The organism is Wolbachia endosymbiont of Spodoptera picta (genome assembly GCF_018141665.1).
GTDB lineage: Bacteria > Pseudomonadota > Alphaproteobacteria > Rickettsiales > Anaplasmataceae > Wolbachia.
The window spans coordinates 1,198,444-1,215,410 of record NZ_CP067976.1; the positions used below are offsets into that span (position 1 = coordinate 1,198,444).

Sequence of the window (16,967 nt, forward strand, 5' to 3'; positions counted from 1 at the left end):
TATCAGATTGACACTTTAGATGAAAAATCCTAAAATGATTAAGTAATTTAAAGTAATTATATAGAAACTAGAATAAAGTGCGGTCGTGGTGGAATTGGTAGACACGCAGCGTTGAGGTCGCTGTGGCTCACAAAGCCTTGGAAGTTCAAGTCTTCTCGACCGCACCAAGTTGTTTGGTGTAGGTGAAATGTTTATAGGAAATCAAAGTAGAAATAAAGTAGAAAGGGCCATCAGTGAAGTCAGGCGTGGTCTTCCAATTTTAATATATGATGATGAAAATAACTATCTATTGCTTGCTGCTGCTGAAACTTTAGAAAAAAATTTATTTAGTCAATATAAGCTTATATCAGGTAATGTGTATGTTACTTTGACTGCAAGTAAGGTAAAATACATATGTCAGAGTAAAGAACATAGTAGCAAACGTCTGTTGATAAGCAATTTTGATGAACTGCTCCATTTAATAAACTGTTCAAAGGAAGATTGGATAAAAGAGTTGCAATGCTCAAAGACAATAGATGCTTATGCTGTTGCCTTGCTTAAGTTCTCAGAATTATTGCCATACGCGTTAGTGGCTGATATGACTTTTGAGAATAAACATGAAATGCGAAATTGGTGTGAAGAAAATGACATTATTGCACTAAATACGTTACTTGTGAATGATTTTCAACAAAATCATAGTGTGTATGAAGTGTGCAAAACATCATTATTTTTAAAACAGACTCAAGAAGTAGATATCATATCTTATAGAACCAAAAGTGGCGGAAGAGAACATTATGCAATTATCATTGGCAATCCAGATAAAGATAATGAGCCATTAGTGAGAATTCATTCTTCATGCTATACAGGAGACTTATTAGACAGCTTATCATGTGATTGCAGAAGCCAGTTACATCAAGCGATTCAAATAATGACCGACTTTGGGAATGGCATTATATTATACTTGATGCAAGATGGGAGAGGCATTGGTTTAACTAATAAGTTAAGAGCATACAGTATGCAAAGAAAATATAATCTTGATACTGTTGATGCAAATAGAGTATTGGGTTTTGAAGATGATGAAAGGAGCTTTGCTGTTGCAGCTAAAATACTTAAGAAATTGAACATTAACAAAATACAATTACTTACAAACAATGGTAGAAAGTTATCAGAGTTGAAAAATAACGGTATAGAAGTTACAAAGTGTATACCACTTATTATGGAACGCAATGAATATAATGATTCATATATGGAAACAAAATTTGGCAAGTTAGGCCATGGATTAAGGGTTTATTAGCTTTTTTGTTATAACTACTTTGTTAGCTTGCTATGTTAATTAATATAAGTTAAGATTTTTAAGAATATTGAGATGCTGAAATTTTTAAAACAAGAAAAAAGTAATGATTCATTGGATAAGGATATAAATTGGAATTCAAGTCGCTATAGCACAGTTGTTGCTCAGAGAAATACTTTACTTTTATTTACATTAATATTACTAGTTGCAATTTCTATAAGCATATTAGCTATATTTAAAATTAGCACAAGTAGCACTATTGAGCCATTCGTTATAGAAATTGATAAAAAGTCAGGAATAGTGCAATTGGTTGATCCTGTTACAGTAAAACAATATTCTGCAAATGAAACGCTGAACGATTATTTTATTTCAGAGTATATAAAAGCAAGGGAGGTTTTTGATCCATATAATTATAATTATAATTATTATACAAAAGTAAGGTTGTTTTCTTCGCCTAGTGTATATAGTGAATTTAGCAATTATATAAAATCGCAGAATATGAATGACCTTTTTAATTTATATTCAGATGCTAAAGGTGAGTTGAAAATTCGTTCAATTCAAAAATTAGGTAACGATGCTCTTCAAGTGAGATTTTCTATAGAATTTACACGAAAAGATGGAAATTCCTCAAGGAAAAATAAGATAGTTGTGATGTCGTATAAATATGCATCGCTTGAAATGAATGATCAGCAAAGATATATTAACCCGTTAGGGTTTCAAGTTATTTCATATAGAGTAGATGATGAATATGTGTAGGATATTGTTAGTTTTAGCTTTACTAATAAGTGGCAACTTAAATGCATCTATTAATAATAAACCTATTTCTGTAGATAGTAGAATAAAGACTTTTGTATATAGCCCTAATGAGGTGTTTACAGTAATTTTTAGTCAAGGTTACTATTCTTATATTGAGTTTGCAGAAGGGGAAAAAGTCAAAAATATTGCTGTTGGTGATGCATCAAGTTGGAAAATTAATCCTTATGATAATAAACTGCTTGTCATGCCATTTGAAGTCAGTAGTCGCACTAACATGATTATTACGACAACTAAAAAGAGAAATTACATTTTTGATCTAATTTCAAGACCAAATTACGATAAATACCCAGATACTGATGCTAAAAAAGTGGATCATGATTATTCCGTTGAAAAGGATATATCTTACGTAATACGTTTTTATTATCCTCAAGAAGAAGATGAATTTGATGTTGATTTAGATGAGGTTTCTTTACCTACTCAAATGCAATACATTACAGAAAAGCCAGAAAAAATAATACAAGAAAATAATACGAGGTACAACTATACATATATTGATGAAGGTGGTAACGTAGATATAGTTCCAATTGAGTTATTCGATGATGGTTATTTAACCTATTTAAAGTTTAGAAATAGTAATAAAATTCCTCAGATTTTTATAGAAGGCGAATCCTGTAAAAGGCTGTTATTTGATGATTATGTTGTAATAAAAGGAGTACATAAAAAGCTATTAATGCGTTATGAAGGTAGTGAAGTTGAAGTTATAAATAGGTCACTTTAGTTGTGGTACATATAATATGAGTAAAGAAAGGCATAATAGTGTAGAAGATGAATCAGAGATAGAAAGCAAGGTAGTAACAGTTGGCTCTAATCAAGGTTATAAGGCATTGATGATAGTTATGGTAGCGCTCTTAGTTGGTGGAGTGTACTATCTTTATTTTAGTCCTTCTAATAAAGAGGGTCCAGAGATTGTTAAAAAAGAGGAAACAAAGCAAAACATTCAAGAATTGAAAGGAAAGTTAGAACAAGTTCCAGATAATGCAATAGTTTCCGAAAGAGTAGTAACTGATCTCTTGCCACCCTTACCTCCTCTTCCTATTCCACAAGTCATACCAGAAGTAAAACAAATCAAAAAAGAGGAAGTGACAAAAAAAGAAGAGCAACTAAAAGAAATTCCCTTGTCAAATATACCTGTTTTACCAAAGCAAAATTTTCCTTCTGGTAATGTTATTAGCAATTTGCCTACTTCATTTCCTACAATAGGGGGTGGCGGTTATCCTAGAGACAGACGTAGTGCACAAATGTTAGCAATTTCAGGTAGTAGTGGGGAAGGTAAAGCTACAGATGCTGTTTTATCCAATACCTCAGCACAATCGAGCAAAGCTACCAAAGCTGGAAAGCTTGGTTTAATGATTATTCAAGGTAAAGTTATTGACGCTATTCTTGAAACTGCAATAAGTTCTGACTTACAAGGAATGCTCCGTGCTGTTGTTAGTAGAGACGTTTATGCAGAAACTGGTGATACAATTTTAATACCAAAAGGTTCAAGGTTAATAGGTGGTTATTCATTCGACTCAAATGTTGCAAAAGCCCGCGTGAACATAAATTGGAATAGGATCATTCTTCCTCATGGTATAGATGTTGCTATTGCATCATCTGGTACCGATGAGCTTGGAAGGGCAGGGATAGCTGGAATAGTTGATAATAAAATAGCAAGTGCATTATTCTCTTCAGTGGCACTTGCTGGTGTTTCGATTGGTTCAGCTGTTGTAGGACAAAAAGCCTCTAATCTTATCGATGCGCTAACTGCCATGGATGCAGTGAAGTCTATTACTGCAACTGAAATAGATATTTCTTCTCTCAAAGGGGCTATTGTTGAGAGATTGGAGAATTCTATAAAAACTGAAGTTGGGAAGGTAGGAGACGAAAAATGGAAATTGGGTATTAGGGCTATTGAAAAAATTCGAAATGCTAAAAGTGATCAGGATTTGCTGAGAATAATAAAGGAAGAAATAGTAAGTGTGATAAAAAGTTCTGGAGCTAGTGGAGTTGATGCAATTACTAGTGATAATATCGGTATAACTTTAGACGATGTACGTCAACTGTTGAGGCAAACTCAGAAAAGAAGCAAATCTGTTTATGATGAAGCAATAGGGAAGTCAATCAATGATTTTTCCAAAGACATGCGAGATATAGTTGATAGGAGTGTAGATAAAAAACCAACTATTTATGTTAATCAAGGAACTTCATTGAAAGTATTTGTTAACCAAGATATAGTATTTCCTCCACAGTCAATATTAAATAACTGAAATGAACTATGCTGCACTTGATACATATTTGGAGCCATTACAAGGCATATTTCAAGAGGAAGGTGTAAATGAAATATCAATAAATAAACCGAAGGAAGTATGGATTGAAAATCGCGGTGAAATAAGATGCGAAAAGTTAGAAATATTTGATCTTAATCATTTAAAATCTCTTAGCAGGTTGATTGCTCAAGCTACAGAACAAAAACTGAGCGAAGAGACACCGCTGCTTTCAGCTACATTACCAAATGGTTATCGTATACAGATAGTGTTTCCTCCAGCATGTGAGCCTGATAAAGTAGTCATTTCAATTCGTAAACCTTCTTCTATGCAATTGGCATTGGATGATTATGAAAAAATGGGGGCTTTTTCTGAAACTGTTATAGGAGTGACCGATAATCCAGTAGATCGTCATCTAGATTTGCTACTGAAACAAAAAAAAATAAAAGAGTTTTTAGAATATGCTGTAATAAGTAAGAAAAATATCATAATTAGTGGTGGAACTTCCACTGGTAAAACCACTTTTACTAATGCTACTTTGCGTGCTATTCCATCTGAAGAAAGAATTATTACTGTTGAAGATGCAAGAGAGATAGTTTTGAATGATCATCCCAATAAAGTCCATTTAATTGCTTCTAAAGGAGGGCAAGGCAGGGCAAAAGTGACCACTCAAGATTTGATAGAGGCATGTTTACGTTTAAGACCAGATAGAATAATAGTTGGTGAGCTGCGTGGAGCAGAAGCTTTTAGTTTTCTTAGAGCAATAAACACTGGCCACCCAGGGTCAATATCAACTCTTCATGCGGATAGTCCGGCAATGGCTCTTGAGCAAATAAAACTTATGGTTATGCAAGCAAATCTTGGCATTCCCCCAGATCAGATCATACCATACATTAGAAATGTAATTGACATTGTTATTCAACTCAAAAGGACCAGTGGTGGAAAAAGAAGCATTTCTGAAATATTATTTACTAGATCTTCAAATGAAAATACTTAAATTTATACGTAAGTTAAGAAAAAGTAGTTTATGAGTAATGGAAATCACCTACGCAATATTCTCATAGGAGGTGTAGTATCTTTTAGCATACTTGAATTTTGCTTCTATTTGTCTGGTATATTATTCTATCTGTTTGTTGACGGTCCAGATGGTGTAGATTTTAGAGCAATTAATCCTAGCTTGACACCTTTTCCTCAAGCTCTCTGGCCGACAATTTTTGATCATATACAATATTGTTGGCATCATCCAGAGCTATATAGCTTTGAGCTCAAAATTAAATTAGTTGTATCTTCTGTACTGCCTCAAATTGTTTTGATGATTATTTTGTGGAATGTGAGAGAAAGACTAATTGAGTGGCGGCCATTTAAAAAGAAAGAATCACTTCATGGAGATTCACAGTGGGCATCAGAGAAAGACATACGAAAAGCGGGATTAAGAAGCAAAAAAGGTCTATTGCTTGGTAAAGATAAGAGAGGATATTTTATTGCTGATGGGTTTCAGCATGCATTGCTCTTTGCACCTACGGGCTCTGGTAAAGGTGTTGGTTTTGTAATTCCTAATTTGTTATTTTGGAATGATTCGGTAATTGTGCATGATATAAAATTAGAGAACTATGAAATAACAAGTGGTTGGCGAGAGCGACAAGGACAAAAAGTATATGTATGGAACCCAGCGCAGCCAGATGGGGTAAGCCATTGTTATAATCCACTGGAATGGATTAGTGAAAAACCTGGACAGATGGTTGACGATGTGCAAAAAATAGCTAACCTAATCATGCCTGAACAAGATTTTTGGCAAAACGAAGCAAGAAGCTTATTTGTTGGGGTGGTACTATATTTACTTGCTGCACCAGAGAAAGTTAAATCTTTTGGTGAGGTTGTGCGTACGATGCGTAGCGATGACGTAGTTTACAATCTTGCTGTAGTTTTGGACACAATGGGTAAAATAATACATCCGGTAGCGTATATGAACATTGCAGCTTTTTTGCAAAAGGCTGACAAAGAAAGATCAGGTGTTGTGTCAACTATGAACTCGTCGCTTGAATTGTGGGCAAACCCATTGATCGATACTGCAACTGCATCAAGTGATTTTAATATTTTGGATTTTAAAAAGAAGAAAACTACAGTTTATGTTGGTTTAACTCCTGATAACTTAACTAGGCTCAGGCCTTTAATGCAGGTTTTTTACCAACAGGCAACTGAGTTTTTATGTAGAAAATTGCCATCGGATGACGAGCCTTACGGCGTATTATTTTTAATGGATGAGTTTCCAACACTTGGAAAAATGGAGCAATTTCAAACGGGCATCGCATACTTTCGTGGCTATCGAGTAAGGTTATTTTTAATCGTTCAAGATACTGAACAGCTTAAAGGAATATATGAAGAAGCAGGAATGAACTCCTTTTTATCAAACTCAACCTATAGAATAACTTTTGCAGCCAATAATATTGAAACGGCTAATTTGATATCTCAGCTTATAGGAAACAAAACTGTACAACAAGAATCATTAAACAAACCTAAATTTTTAGACTTGAATCCTGCATCAAGATCATTGCATATCTCTGAAACACAGAGAGCATTGCTCTTACCTCAAGAAATTATTATGCTGCCACGTGATGATCAAATAATTTTGATAGAATCGACTTATCCAATTAAGTCAAAGAAAATTTTGTACTATAGTGATAGCACATTCACAAGGAGGCTGATTAAACCAACACGTGTGCCTACACAAGAGCCATATGATCCAAACAAGGTCTTTTCTGCTGCTAACAAAGATAAGATTAGTAATGAAGAAGAGAGTAATGCTATTGAAGCTGCTGATTATCCTGTTGAAGCTAAAACTGAAGATGCAATATACGATGAGCCAGAGATTGAAGATGGATTTGAAGACGAGGATATTGATGATAAATTTGAAGGTGGTGATGGTTTTGATGATGAGGAAGACGATGATGGGTTTGATGATGAAGACAGTAAGGATGAATTTGACGATGATGATGAATTTGAAGATGAGGACAAACTAGACGGCAATAAAATCGAGGATAGAGGTTAATTTTACCTATTTTTTAGTTTAGAAAATAATTAGTTTTTTCATATTAAATCATTTTTAATTAATTAGTACTAGATTAGCTATTTTAACTAGAGGAATAGTCATGATGAGTAAAAAAACATTAGCAGTTACGGCACTTGCTTTATTGTTGTCACAACAATCTTTTGCAAGTGAAACAGAAGGATTTTACTTTGGTGGTGGATATTACGGTCAATATTTGAACTTGGGTAAGTTGAAAGCAAAAATTGGAGGCAAAGATGCTACAGATGATAACCGTGTATCTATAAATGACATAGATGCTCAGAGAACAGAAGGTCAGTTAATAAGTAAGTATAAAGGAGATTATAACCCACCTTTTGCTGCAAATGTAACGTTTGGTTACACAGGAGAACTAGGCAATAATAGCTATAGAGCTGAATTGGAAGGGATGTACTCTTCTGTAAAAGTAGATAATGTTGGTTTATCAAGTAATCAAGTAACTGTTTCGTATCTAAAAGACGTTGGTGAGAGTGCTAATAAAAAAACTTATATGTATAAAACTGTAATTAATCATGACCAAGTAGAAAACGCATCTGTAATGGCAAATGTTTATCATTATTGGAAAAGTGATAGTTTCTCTTTTTCTCCTTACGTTGGTATTGGAGTTGGTGCAACAAGAATGACAATGTTTGAAAAATCGTCAATAAGACCTGCAGGTCAATTGAAAGCTGGCTTTGATTATCGTATAAACGAAGATATAAATATGCACATCGGATATAGAGGTTTTGGTGTTCTTGGTAGTAATGTTGATTTTGAAGCAGAGGTGTTAGGAGAAATGAAAGCAAAGCAACAGGTAAACCCAGATGGAAAAAAGATATTAGAATTGAATAAAAGTCAAAAACCATCGGACCAGAAGTTACACAAAGAAAGTATCAGTATAGGCAATCAAGTGTTTCACACACACGGTATAGAAGCTGGTCTTACTTTTCATTTTGCAAGCAAAGCTTAACTCTGATAGAGACTATTTTCCTGGTAGCATGTCTGCGTCACACGACTGTAGCTGCTAACCAGGTGACAACTTTCTCGTTATCTGAATATTTTCTTTCTTGTAATTCAGGCTCTTTTTTCTCAGTTCCAGCGTGTAGGGCTGGAACAACAATAAAGAACATATAAAGAATGGTTATGCAAGAAGTCTACTTTTTATTCTTAATTAACTCTAAAGCCTTCTTCAGATCTATACTTTCAATATCTGCATTCTTGCCCAAAGCAACGTTTGTTTTACCGCATTTTATATAGAATCCGTACCTACCGTTGCAGATAAAAACTTCTTTTCCCTTTTCATTAAAACCAAGAGATTTTAGCTCTTTGCGTGGGCTGCTCTCAATAATTTGTATAGCTTCGTTTAATTGTGTGTCTAATACCTCCTTAGAGCTTTTTTTAAGAGAAAAGTATCGACCATCATAGAGAATATAGTATCCAAATCGTCCAAGACCTATTTTTACTTCCTTTCCAGTTTCTGGGTGTTCTCCGATTATTTTCGGCAGGGAAAGTAATCGAGTGGCGGTATTTAGGTCAATATCATTAACATTTATATCTTTTGGTACAGAAATCTTTTTTTTCTTTTCTGACTCACTATTAAACTCCAGATAAAGTCCAAAAGGACCTTTTTTGATCATTACCTCTTGGCCTGTCACATCATCTATACCCAAACTTTTTGGATATTCTGAATTGTCATTACTGTCCGTAATTTCTTTTGTATGATTGCATGCAGGATAGTTAGAACATCCAAGAAACACACCGGCTTTTCCAAAATTTAATTTCAATATACCACCAGAGCAATTAGGACATTTTTTACCTATTTCTTCCTTTCCTTCCTCTGAGCAAAACCAATTGACTACCAAATCATGAATACCACTAAAAATCTCATCATGTGTCATTTGCTTAACAGAATTTACATGATTAAAAAATGGCACCCAAAAATAGCCTAGTTCTTTTTTCCAATCTGCATGTCCATTTGAGATTGAATCAAGCCTTTCTTCCATTTGTGCTGTAAAGTCATACTCTACACAACGCTGAAAAAAAGTTTCCAAAAATATAGTCACGATCTTACCGCGGCTGCTTGGAATAAATCTTTTGTTATCCAATGAAACATATTCACGATCTTGTAATACCGAAATAATTGTTGCATAAGTTGATGGGCGACCTATACCGACTTCTTCCATTTTTTTTACTATACTCGCTTCACTATAACGAGGTGGCGGTTGAGTAAAATGCTGTTTCGGATCAACAGAAATCAACTTGCACGCTTCCTCTTCCTTCATGGAAGGTAGCAGGCCTTCATTTTCGGCTTCTATGTTATCTTGATAGACTTTATAAAAACCATCAAAGAATATACTTGATCCACTTGCTCGCAGAATCACTTTCTGGTCAATAGAACTAATTTCAACTACCACTTGATCAAGAATCGCCGATTCCATTTGACTTGCGATGGTTCTTTTCCAGATTAAATCGTACAATTTAAATTGCTCTGGCGTTAAGTAATCCTTAATACTACCCGGCGTTCTATTAATATCAGTTGGCCGGATTGCTTCATGTGCTTCTTGAGCATTTTTGACCTTTTTTACATATTTACGAGGAGAATGCGGTAAATATTTATCACCATATAATGACTTAATTGATCCCCTGATTGAGTTTATAGCCTCATCTGCAATATGAAACCCATCTGTACGCATGTAAGTTATCAATCCTACGGTTTCACCACCAATATTGATACCTTCATATAAATTTTGCGCTACTCGCATAACATTTTTCACATTAAAATACAGTTTATTCACTGCATCTTGCTGAAGACTTGAGGTGATAAATGGAGGAAGCGGGTTTCTCTTAACTTGCTTGCGTTCTACTGTGCTTACAGCATACTGCCTTGACTCGATCTCCCTGACTAAGTTCTTTGCCTCTTCTTCATTCTTAATATCAAATTTTTCTAGCTTTTTATTGTCATAGTGGCTTAGCATAGCAAAAAAAGCCTCATCTTTGCTATTTTGCATTTCTGCCTTTATGCTCCAATACTCCTGTGTTATAAACTTACTGATTTCATCCTCTCGTTCGCATATAAGCTTTAATGCAACAGACTGCACTCGCCCTGCAGATTTGCTTCCCGACAATTTTGTCCACAGCAGCGGTGACAAGCTAAATCCAACTAGATAATCCAAAGCTCTGCGTGTTTGCTGTGCACGCACTAAGTCCATATTAATTTCACGTGGATTTTTTATAGCTTCTTGCACTGCTCTTTTTGTTATTTCGTTAAAGACTACTCTATGAATGTTGCTTTCATCATTGATTGCTTTTCTTTCCTTTAGTGCCTCTATCACATTCCAAGCTATTGCTTCTCCTTCTCTGTCTGGATCTGTTGCAAGGTATATATCTGATGTTTTACTAGCTTCCTTGACTAACTCTTTTACATACTTTTCTGCTTTTTCAATAATCTCATACTTCATGGCAAAGTCATTATCAGGATCAACAGAACCATTCTTCGCTGGCAGATCTCTGACGTGGCCAAAAGATGCAGCCACTTTGAATTCTTTACTCAAATATTTACCTATCGTCTTTGCCTTTGCTGGCGACTCAACTATTAATAATGCCATAATTATTAGTACTTAAAGGTAATATGTTGAAATATATAGAATAAAAAGTAAAAAAATATTTTAATGGTCTTTCCAATTTTTCTAAGTAATTGTTTGATGTTCGCAAAAAAACTAATGAAAGAACCTGCTTTATAAATTTTTTCAACTCCCTTACCATAAGGATAACGCTATACTATTTATCTTCGTCTGTGCAGATTAAACGACAAAAGCATAACGCAGTTGTCGTCTTATTTTTAATTTTTTGCACTATGTGCATCTTATTTCTTTACAAAACTTCCAGTTTTTTAACCATATAAGCTGAAACGGGTTGTTTAAGACAGGCCAATTTTCAGGATTAGAGCTAGCTAATAGGGGGTTTCTTTTGTCTTTTTTCTACTTGGTAAATTTCTTGATATTTGTAGCTAAAGTAATTTAAGAGAGGTGTCATCCCAGTGCTCCGACACTGGGATCCAGTTAAATTTACGAGTATAAAAGTAATCAACGTTTCTGATGATGGAAAAATGGATCCCAGTGTCGGAGCACTGGGATGACAAGAAAAGGAGTACTGGAATGACAAGAAGGACATTCCACCATTTCATTCCAGCGGATGACCAGATTTTTTTATTTGATCCCAGACTGGCTGGTTATGCAAGTTCCAATTTTAATAATATTTACACATAAGCCATACGCTTGAGTTGCAAAGTTCTAAAAAGCAGCCAAAATAAAAATAAGTAGACATTTACAAATTAAACTAAGTGTACAATCAACAAACAAGAGTATTGATTGCAACAATACTCTGTAGAATCGCAATATGGTATGACCATATGCTCTTTATTGATCTGGTTAATATAATGAGTAGAGAATTTTGTTATGCAAAAGATATCTACTACAGCATATTGCAATTGTTTGGAATTGCAGGAATGGGTGCAATGGTAAGACCACTTGGTGCATCTGTATTTGGTCACATTGGTGATAGGTATGGAAGGAGAATGGCGTTAACGATTGCTATCTTGCTAATATCGATTCCTTCTAGTCTCGTTGCGTTTATTCCAAGTTATAGTAAAATAGGAATAACCTCTACTATGTTGCTTCTTACAATCCATCTGATACAAGGGGTTGCACTTGGCGCTGAGCAAGGAGGTAGCTCTGTTTATTTCATAGAGCATTTACCTAATAAGAAAAAACTAGGAATGTTTTTTGGAATAATAAGTTTTGGTCGCTCCATTGGCATATTGCTCTCTGTGGCTGCAGTGATCATCTGTAAAAAAACCACTGATTTTAACGCTTGGGGTTGGAGGCTGCCGTTTATTTTTTCAGCCATTTTAGGATTAATAAGCGCATATAGTATATATACACTAGGAGAAACTCCAGCGTATGAAAAAAATCGAGAACAAAGAAATTTACCTAATTTACCAATAATAGAGCTTACAAAACACTATAAGAGAGCCCTGATACTTGCCATTTTAATATCTGTACCTGTTAATGTTGCTGTTGGATTTACCATATTTCTTAGAACAATTGCAAAAGAAATAGTGTCTGTTGAAACTTATGTAACAACGTATGTCAACGAAGTTGTACTCATTATAACCAGTATATTAATGCCGATATCTTCAATAGTGCTTGGAATTTTAGCTGATAAAACAGGAAGAGAACGCACTGCAATCTTATTTATAGTGATAACAATGGTATTATGTTGTCCTATGTTATCTATTGCATATTACTATAAAAGCTATCTTATAATCATGTTGAGTGTGATGGCTCTTTCTATAATCGAGAGGGGTATTAATCCTATAGGGATAGTTACTGCTGAGCTTTTTCCTACTAATGTTAGATTTAGTGGTGTTAGCTTATCACGCAACATCTCTTTTGCCTTGCATGGAGGATTTACTCCTATGATATGCACTTGGTTTACTATAATGTTTCCTAAAATAGACTTTGCTGCTGGGCTTTATGTAATTTTTTGCTTATTAGTCAGCTTAGTAGCAATATTGCAAATAAAACCACAAGATAAAAAGTGTGATTGGTAATTTTCTCTATTTAAATTTATTTCACTTATTTAGCTAATTTTTATTACAATTATAATTTTGGCTTTTATGAAAACTGCATACGTATGTCAATTCTGCGGTCATAGCACTGGAAGGTGGGTAGGAAGGTGTATTGCATGTGACAGTTGGGATACGGTTGTCGAAGAAATAGTACTAAAAACAGAAACGAGAAGTACATCTGCACCAATTTCAATAAAAGCGTTATCAGATAGTGAAATTATTACCCCCGATCGTTTTTTAACAGGAATAGAAGAGTTAGATAGAGTTTTTGGTGGAGGTATCGTTCAAGGTGCTAGCATTTTAATTGGTGGTGAACCTGGAATTGGAAAATCTACTCTTTTGCTTAGGATTGCAGCTAATGTTGTACAACTTTCCTCTTTTGAATGTCTTTATGTATCTGGCGAGGAATCTTTAGAGCAAGTGAGCCTCAGAGCAAAGCGTCTTAAGATAAATGAACCTAAAATTAAGCTTTTATCTACAGTATCTTTAACTGATGTAGTAGCAACAATAAGGAAAAATAAAAGTATTAAGTTCTTGATAATTGATTCTATACAAACTATGTATGATAGCAAAGTCACATCAGCACCAGGAACTGTAACTCAAGTCCGTACCTGCGCTCATGAATTGACTGTTCTTGCAAAGCAATATGGTGTTTCTCTCTTAATAGTTGGCCATATAACGAAAGATGGACAAATAGCGGGACCTAAAACCCTGGAGCATATGGTAGATACAGTACTATATTTTGAGGGTGAAAATAGTAATCAATATCGCATTTTACGTACTATTAAAAATAGATTTGGCCCTGCAAATGAAATTGGTGTTTTTGAGATGTCTAAAGCAGGACTCATGCCTGTTGATAATCCATCATCATTATTCTTGACCGTACATGATAGAGAAGTAATTGGCAGCGCCGTATTTGCAGGAGTTGAAGGCTCAAGACCAATCTTAATGGAAGTGCAAGCATTAATAGCAAGGACTAATATGGCAACTCCAAGAAGAGCAGTAGTTGGTTGGGATATTAATAGATTAGCTATGATAATCGCGGTTCTAAGTGCTCGTTGTAAAATGTTTTTGCATGATAAAGAAGTATACCTAAACATTGCGGGAGGACTCAAAATACAGGAACCATCAGCTGACCTTGCTGTTGCTGCTTCCCTTATTTCAAGTTTAGTAAATTTACCGCTACCAACTTCTTCAATAATCTGCGGTGAAGTTGCACTTTCAGGAGAAATTAGAAACGTTTCGCATGCTGATCTCAGACTAAAAGAAGCACAGAAATTAGGATTCAAAAAAGCGATTATGCCTAAAAATGGCAATTATTCTTCTCATGATATTGAGATAATTAAGCTTGGTCATATAAAAGAGTTAAAAGAGGTCTTCAATCAAAGTTAAATATTATCTGCATGAACATTGTGCTTGTGAGAAGGATGTCATCCCAGCTTCCATAATGTCATCTGAGTAGGTGACATAGGCTTCTTTTTTTCTGGATTCCAGTGTCAAGCACTGGAATGACACCATCATACCTGTTGGAGTATGTATGTAGCCTTATCTCACACTCCTGTCATGTCAGTGCCCAGACACTGGCATCCAGTCTTTTCGTCATCAAAAAAATTGTAAAGTGTTTACCAAATTAGCTGGATTCCAGTTTCACGCACTGACCATTTGCTGTTTTTACTCATAACTACCTTGTCTGGACGAATACGAAAACAAGTAGCTAATTATCGCATAAAAAAAAGAAGATGTAGAATATCTTCTTTTTTATGATTAAAGATACATTAAATCTTGATTGTGTATTTCCTCTGCTATAAGCAATAATTTTTCGCTCTCATCAAAGAGACTTTTTGCGCTAGCTGCTAATTTCTCACTAATTTGTGGTAGACATTGTCATAATATACTCCTTAAATTTTTAAAATATATTTATGTTAGTATACAAGTATCAACATTACATTAATATAATTACTTTTTAGGCATGAGTGACAAGCTGAAGTGGTTTTTGGTTGCCCACAAAACATATTAGATCCTTATTTCATATTCTTTAAAATATTTTTTTTCTTATACTTTCTTTATAAAAACCATGGGCGCCCATTGATTTTTATTGGCTAAAGTAAAGATCAAGTATCTGGAATTCTGGACATAAAATCCTCCTGTATAAAAAAGAGTTAGAAAAAAAATGCAGTGCACATACGACAGATATACACTGAAGAATACATTTTTTAATAAGTTTGATTAAAAAGTCTGCAGACTAAAGATAGATTTTGAGCTCTTAAAATATCTCTATTTGTAATTATAATGAGATTGAAAATATGCGGAAGTAATTTTTATACGTTAGCTATCTATAACGGCTCACCCAACCCACTTGCAATCTGGATCCCAGACTGGGATGGCAAGAAAAGGCTACTCGGATAGGAAGTACTGGAATGACACCATCTAAAAATTGAAGCTTGGTCATATGAAAAAGTTAAAGGAAATCTTCAATCACATTTAAACAGCGCTTCAGCAAACTCTTTGCCAGTAAATTCCCTCAGGTCTTCTATACTTTCACCAATTCCTATAGCGTGTAATTTCACCTTATAAGCTTCTGCAAGCCCAATCACTACTCCACCTTTGGCAGTACCATCTAGCTTTGTTACAATTAACCCGGTAACACCAACCATTTTACTAAACGCCTCTAATTGGCTATAAGCATTTTGGCCAGTAGTTGCATCAAGAACTAAAATAACATCATGAGGAGCAGTATCATCCAATTTCTTTATCGTTCTATGTATTTTTGACAGCTCTTGCATGAGATTTACATTGTTTTGTAGCCTTCCTGCTGTATCAATCAAAACAACATCAACGCTCTCTTTTATCGCTTGATTTACAGCTCTATATGCCACACTTGCAGAATCGCTACCGTGCTCTCCAGTAACAATAGAGCAATCAGAACGTTCTGCCCAAATATTTAATTGCTCACTCGCAGCAGCTCTGAATGTGTCGCACGCAACAAGCATAACGGATTTTCCTTTTTCCTTATATTTATGGGCAAGTTTACCTATAGTTGTAGTTTTTCCATTACCATTCACTCCGCATACCATTATTATGTGTGGTTTTTTATTCAAAATGAGCGGCTGCACAACAGGGTTTAATATTGTTTTTATTTCGCTCATTAACTGCTGTGTGATAATGTTATGTTCAACTTCTGATTCAAATTTGATACTTGCGAGCTTATCAATAAGCAATCTAGAAGTTTTATGACCTATATCCATGCTAATCAGCAGCTCTTCCAGATCATCTAAAAGCGACTGATCTAATTTTTTTTTGCCAGAAAAAATATTTTTTACTCCATCACTAAAACGGGAGGAGGTTTTTAATAGTCCTTGATAAAGATTACTGAATAAACTCAAGAAATACTCCTTCTAAAATTACCATATAAAGAATGACATGCACTATATGTATTTGTAAAGTAAATACACTCGTAACCTATATATTTTATGAGTAAAATGTACCGCTTGCTAGTGTATTTTACTTTAGTTTTTAACCTAAATATGTTATAATGTAAGTAATGGTTTACGGGTAATCTATGAGTTATAATGAGAAAATTTTAGATCATTACGAAAATCCAAGGAATGTTGGTTCTCTGGATAAAAATGATCCAAATGTTGGTACTGGTTTAGTTGGTGCACCATCATGCGGAGATGTAATGAAACTGCAAATAAAGGTCAACGATAAAGGTGTTATTGAAGACGCAAAATTTAAAACTTTTGGTTGTGGTTCTGCTATAGCTTCAAGTTCTTTGCTTACAGAAATGATCAAAGGAAAAACTATTGAGAATGTAACAAAGATAAAGAATACTCAAATAGTGGAAGAATTGTCTTTGCCGCCAGTAAAGATACACTGTTCAGTACTTGCTGAGGATGCTATAAAAGCTGCTATTCATGATTATCAAAATAAACAAAAACATTGAGGAAT

12 protein-coding genes and 1 tRNA gene are annotated in these 16,967 nt (G+C 34.6%); 11 read left to right on the forward strand and 2 right to left on the reverse strand.

Annotated elements, in window-relative coordinates; genetic code table 11:
* The first annotated feature begins 79 nt into the window (after positions 1-79).
* The 8 genes from JKF54_RS05515 (at position 80) to JKF54_RS05550 (ending at position 8,360) form a co-directional block, all read left to right on the forward strand.
* A tRNA-Leu gene (locus JKF54_RS05515) sits at positions 80-167 on the forward strand.
* 20 nt (positions 168-187) lie between these two features.
* A complete protein-coding gene (locus tag JKF54_RS05520) occupies positions 188-1,273 on the forward strand; it encodes a GTP cyclohydrolase II (protein ID WP_211907951.1) in 1,086 nt (361 codons plus the stop codon).
* Between the two features lie 72 nt (positions 1,274-1,345).
* Positions 1,346-2,026, forward strand: coding sequence for a VirB8 family type IV secretion system protein (locus tag JKF54_RS05525; protein ID WP_211907953.1), 681 nt, complete (start codon positions 1,346-1,348; stop codon positions 2,024-2,026).
* Positions 2,013-2,804: a P-type conjugative transfer protein VirB9 gene (gene virB9, locus JKF54_RS05530; protein WP_019236950.1), complete on the forward strand. Its 792-nt coding sequence runs from the start codon at positions 2,013-2,015 to the stop codon at positions 2,802-2,804. The genes JKF54_RS05525 and virB9 overlap by 14 nt, the downstream gene beginning before the upstream one ends.
* A 16-nt stretch (positions 2,805-2,820) precedes the next feature.
* Complete coding sequence (locus tag JKF54_RS05535; RefSeq protein WP_211907955.1) at positions 2,821-4,332, forward strand: TraB/TrbI/VirB10 family type IV secretion system protein; 1,512 nt, start codon at positions 2,821-2,823, stop codon at positions 4,330-4,332.
* Position 4,333: 1 nt separating this feature from the next.
* A complete protein-coding gene (gene virB11, locus JKF54_RS05540) occupies positions 4,334-5,326 on the forward strand; it encodes a P-type DNA transfer ATPase VirB11 (RefSeq protein ID WP_019236952.1) in 993 nt (330 codons plus the stop codon).
* Between the two features lie 30 nt (positions 5,327-5,356).
* Positions 5,357-7,375 carry a type IV secretory system conjugative DNA transfer family protein gene (locus JKF54_RS05545; RefSeq protein ID WP_211907957.1) on the forward strand — a complete coding sequence of 673 codons (2,019 nt, stop codon included), beginning with the start codon at positions 5,357-5,359 and terminating at the stop codon, positions 7,373-7,375.
* A 100-nt stretch (positions 7,376-7,475) separates the two neighbouring features.
* Positions 7,476-8,360: a P44/Msp2 family outer membrane protein gene (locus tag JKF54_RS05550; RefSeq protein WP_211907959.1), complete on the forward strand. Its 885-nt coding sequence runs from the start codon at positions 7,476-7,478 to the stop codon at positions 8,358-8,360.
* A 184-nt stretch (positions 8,361-8,544) separates the two neighbouring features.
* On the opposite strand, the gene topA is transcribed toward JKF54_RS05550, so the two are convergent.
* Positions 8,545-10,995: a type I DNA topoisomerase gene (gene topA / locus JKF54_RS05555; protein ID WP_211907961.1), complete on the reverse strand. Its 2,451-nt coding sequence runs from the start codon at positions 10,993-10,995 to the stop codon at positions 8,545-8,547.
* A gap of 734 nt (positions 10,996-11,729) precedes the next feature.
* Between topA and JKF54_RS05560 the strand changes: the two genes are divergently transcribed.
* Positions 11,730-13,001, forward strand: coding sequence for an MFS transporter (locus tag JKF54_RS05560; protein ID WP_211907963.1), 1,272 nt, complete (start codon positions 11,730-11,732; stop codon positions 12,999-13,001).
* Positions 13,002-13,067: 66 nt separating this feature from the next.
* A complete protein-coding gene (radA, locus tag JKF54_RS05565; protein ID WP_211907965.1) occupies positions 13,068-14,411 on the forward strand; it encodes a DNA repair protein RadA in 1,344 nt (447 codons plus the stop codon).
* Positions 14,412-15,490: 1,079 nt separating this feature from the next.
* Here the strand turns inward: radA and ftsY are convergent.
* Positions 15,491-16,402: a signal recognition particle-docking protein FtsY gene (gene ftsY, locus JKF54_RS05570; protein ID WP_211907967.1), complete on the reverse strand. Its 912-nt coding sequence runs from the start codon at positions 16,400-16,402 to the stop codon at positions 15,491-15,493.
* Positions 16,403-16,578: 176 nt separating this feature from the next.
* Between ftsY and iscU the strand changes: the two genes are divergently transcribed.
* Positions 16,579-16,962: a Fe-S cluster assembly scaffold IscU gene (iscU, locus tag JKF54_RS05575; protein WP_007302620.1), complete on the forward strand. Its 384-nt coding sequence runs from the start codon at positions 16,579-16,581 to the stop codon at positions 16,960-16,962.
* Positions 16,963-16,967: the final 5 nt, after the last annotated feature.